This is a genomic window from Saezia sanguinis, assembly GCF_003991585.1.
GTDB classification, from domain to species: Bacteria; Pseudomonadota; Gammaproteobacteria; order Burkholderiales; family Burkholderiaceae_C; genus Saezia; species Saezia sanguinis.
This window is the reverse complement of sequence record NZ_PQSP01000015.1, coordinates 1-3,332: the sequence shown is the minus strand read 5'-3', so window position 1 is coordinate 3,332 and position 3,332 is coordinate 1. Positions and strand designations below refer to the sequence as shown.

1 protein-coding gene is annotated in these 3,332 nt (G+C 52.1%); it reads left to right on the top strand.

The window, feature by feature from the left end:
• Positions 1-363: 363 nt before the first annotated feature.
• Positions 364-3,332: ESPR-type extended signal peptide-containing protein (locus CUZ56_RS14785; protein ID WP_239442611.1), on the top strand; the 2,969-nt coding region annotated here is incomplete at its 3' end.

The following is a 3,332-nucleotide window of genomic DNA, read 5'->3' as shown; positions in this document are numbered from 1 at the left end:
TATGAGTTCCAGCTTGGGCTGGGCTGGCAGTGGTAAGACACGCGAGCAGATGAGAGAGTAACAGCAAGGGGGCCACAAGCCCCCTTGTTCTTTTTAAGCTGCCGGATTATCTGGATGCCGTTAAGTGGATGCAGGTCAGTCGCAAAGGGGATGAGTTTTTTAGACCATAAATAAATTAAAAAATCAAGTTGTGATGAGCCGTGTTTGTTAGCTACAACTGAGAGGCGAATAAAGACAGAAAGTGTGAAATTTTTAACGAACTCTGAATAGACAGTTCGGAGGCCCCCTTGATATGGTTCGGGAGGGGCACTTTGGGTGCCTGAATGATGTGAAGAAGAAGTGCAATAAAGAATGAGGGCATAAATGAATAAAGTGCATAAAACAGTATGGAACCAGACGTTAGGGCAGTGGGTCGTAGCCTCAGAGCTGGTAAAAGGTCAATCAAAAAGTAAGACGCTGAAAGTAACGGCAACAATCAAAGAGAAGGAAAGTGCGCATGGCACTTTCAAGTATCTGGGCGGTTTGGTTGTTGGCGCTGGCCTGGCATTGAGCCTGGCACCGGCATTTGCGGCAACCTGCACAACTTCCGGTGGGATACGTTATTGCGAGCAAAGTACCGCCAATGAAGTATTGAACTATGATGAAACGGGCCTGACGGTGCCTATCTATGTTCAGGGGACTTCAATTTTAGGTGGAGAGGCGCAAGCCACACTGACGCTGAATGACAGCAGCATAACAGGCGCAGCGAGCGGGCATGGCATTCTTGTGCGTGGTGAAGGCGCTTCATTGGTGCTTAATGGTACAAACTCGGTCACGCTGAATAATACAGCCAACGACACAGCCATATTGGTGATGGGTAACTATGGCAGCGGTGGTGATGCATCGATCGTTGTGAATGACCGGTTGGATATCAATGTCAACCATGCCGGTATGACCACTGCCGATGGTTTGGAAACGCATGGTGTGAACAGCAGCATCATTCACCATGGACAAGGGCGTATTGAGACCAATGGCGGCAATGCCATTTGGGCAGATGCAAGCAACAGAGCAGAGGTGATTATTGATGGCTCTTCTGTTGACCTGGTTGTTTCGGGCGACAGCAACAATGGCATTAAGGTGAGCTCGCAAGAAGCGGTTGTGGATATTTCCAACACGTCGATTACAACCTCAGGTACAAGTGCCAATGGCATATTTGCCAGAGGCAATAACGGTGATGTCAATGTGAACGTCAACAACAGCACGATCGAGGCTGCGGGTTATGATGCTGCCGGTATTCGCGCTGAGCAGGCATCAGGGGCAACCACCGGCGATATCATCGTGACAACCGGCACGAACAGCACGATTATCTCCAATGGTGTTCAGGCCGAAGGGATTCATGCCTATATGGGCAGCGAATCATACGGCGGTGTGGCCAGCAGCGGCAATGTGATTGTGAACGCGGGGGGACGCATTACAACGCATGGCAATACGCTGGCAGAAGGTATTTATGGCGCCATCACGCATTCACAGGCTACTGGTAATGTGGATATTACGTTAGGCGGCACGATACAGACGACGGGCACGGGCGGTTCGGGGAACCGCGGTATTTTAGCCAGACAGTATGGTTCTGGTGACGTCATTGTCAGACACCTGGGTGACAATATTCAAACCGCCGGCAACAATGCCTATGGGATTGAGGTTGGCACAGGGGGAACCGGTACAGATGGTGGTGTTTCTGCATCTGTCGGAGATGTTGGCGTTTTGGTGGCTGGCAGCATCAACACTTTTGGTGTGAAAGCGCATGGCGTATTTGTCAATGTGCAAAATAACGCCAATGCGATTGAGGTGGTGAACAGCGGCAATATCACGGTAAGAGGCAACGACACCTCAGGCATCCGGGTGAACTCTACCGGAAGCGGTGATATTCTGGTGCGTCACGAGGCGGGGGCTTCGATTACATCCGAAGGGACCAATACAGCCGACAGTGACACTGAGCGGACAGATGCCATTTATGTTGTGAAAAGTGCCGGGGCAACCGGTGACATTACGGTGATTGCCAATGGAGATATCACAACCGATGGCGCCAACCGCGCGACAGGTGTTCATGCGGCACATCTGGGCGATGGGGATGTGTTTGTAGGCGGCTCAGGCAATATCACGACAACGGCCACCAACAATGCTGGTACCAGTGTTTACAGCCATGGCATGGTTGCCTTGACAAGTGCGGGAGCCAATGGCAATGCGACGGTGAGTTATGAAACCGGCACGGTGACCACAGGTGGTGATAATGCGGTTGCACTTTATGCGGCCAGTTCGGGTGCCAGTGGCAATGCGCTGGTGGAAAATAATGCCGGAACGCTGACAACCAGCGGCACTGGCAGCCATGGCATGTATGTCAGCAATACCACAACGGCAGGGGGAACGGCTTCAGCAACGAACCTGGATAGCACGATTACCACAACAGGTACCGGCGCGCATGGCATTTATGCCACCTCCGCACAGGGGAAGATCACTGTTTCCAATACGGACAGTGCTATTACCACGTCCGGGCAATCAGCACATGCCGTTTATGCACGTATCAACAATGCCGGGATTGCCAGCGACGGCATGCTCATTGAGCAGACCGGCGGCACTTTTGAAACCGCAGGCTATGACAGCCATGGCATCTTCGCAGTAACCAATGCGGCGTCGGGCGACATTGATGTGACGATGACCGATACGGTGATGACGCTGAAAAACGGTAACAGTGACGGTATCGATATTCAGAGCCAGTACACAGGCGCATCCAATGTCAATATCAATGTGACGACCAATGGCGGTGAAATCAATCTGGTGGACCCGGCAGTGGCAGCCACGGCGGGTGCCAACTATGGTATTGTGGTTTTGCAGCGCTATGGGGCTTCCTCAGGGAATATCACCATTACCAATAACGGTACCAACATCAGTACCGGGCTGGCTGCGGACGGTACTTCTACAAATTCAACGGCCATTCATGCGGCATTTTCTGATAATGCCGCTTCGTCGGGCAATATTGAAATTTTTAACTCCGGCACATTGTCCACTCAGGGGACAAATGCAAACGGCATATATGGTGGAAGTGTCGGGACCGGAGATATCACCATTACCAATACAGGCGATATTACTGCGGCAGATGGGCGCGGGATTTATGCTGCGGCCAATACGGGGGATGTACTGGTAACGGCCAGCGGTAACATTACTACCGGTCAGGCCACCGCCACCACGCACAACCACGGTATTGATGCAGGCAGCAACAGTGGCAAGACAGAAGTCGAGTTCAGCAACGGCACCATCAAGGTCGTAGGCACCAACACGGGTGGCGGCAACGCCATCGG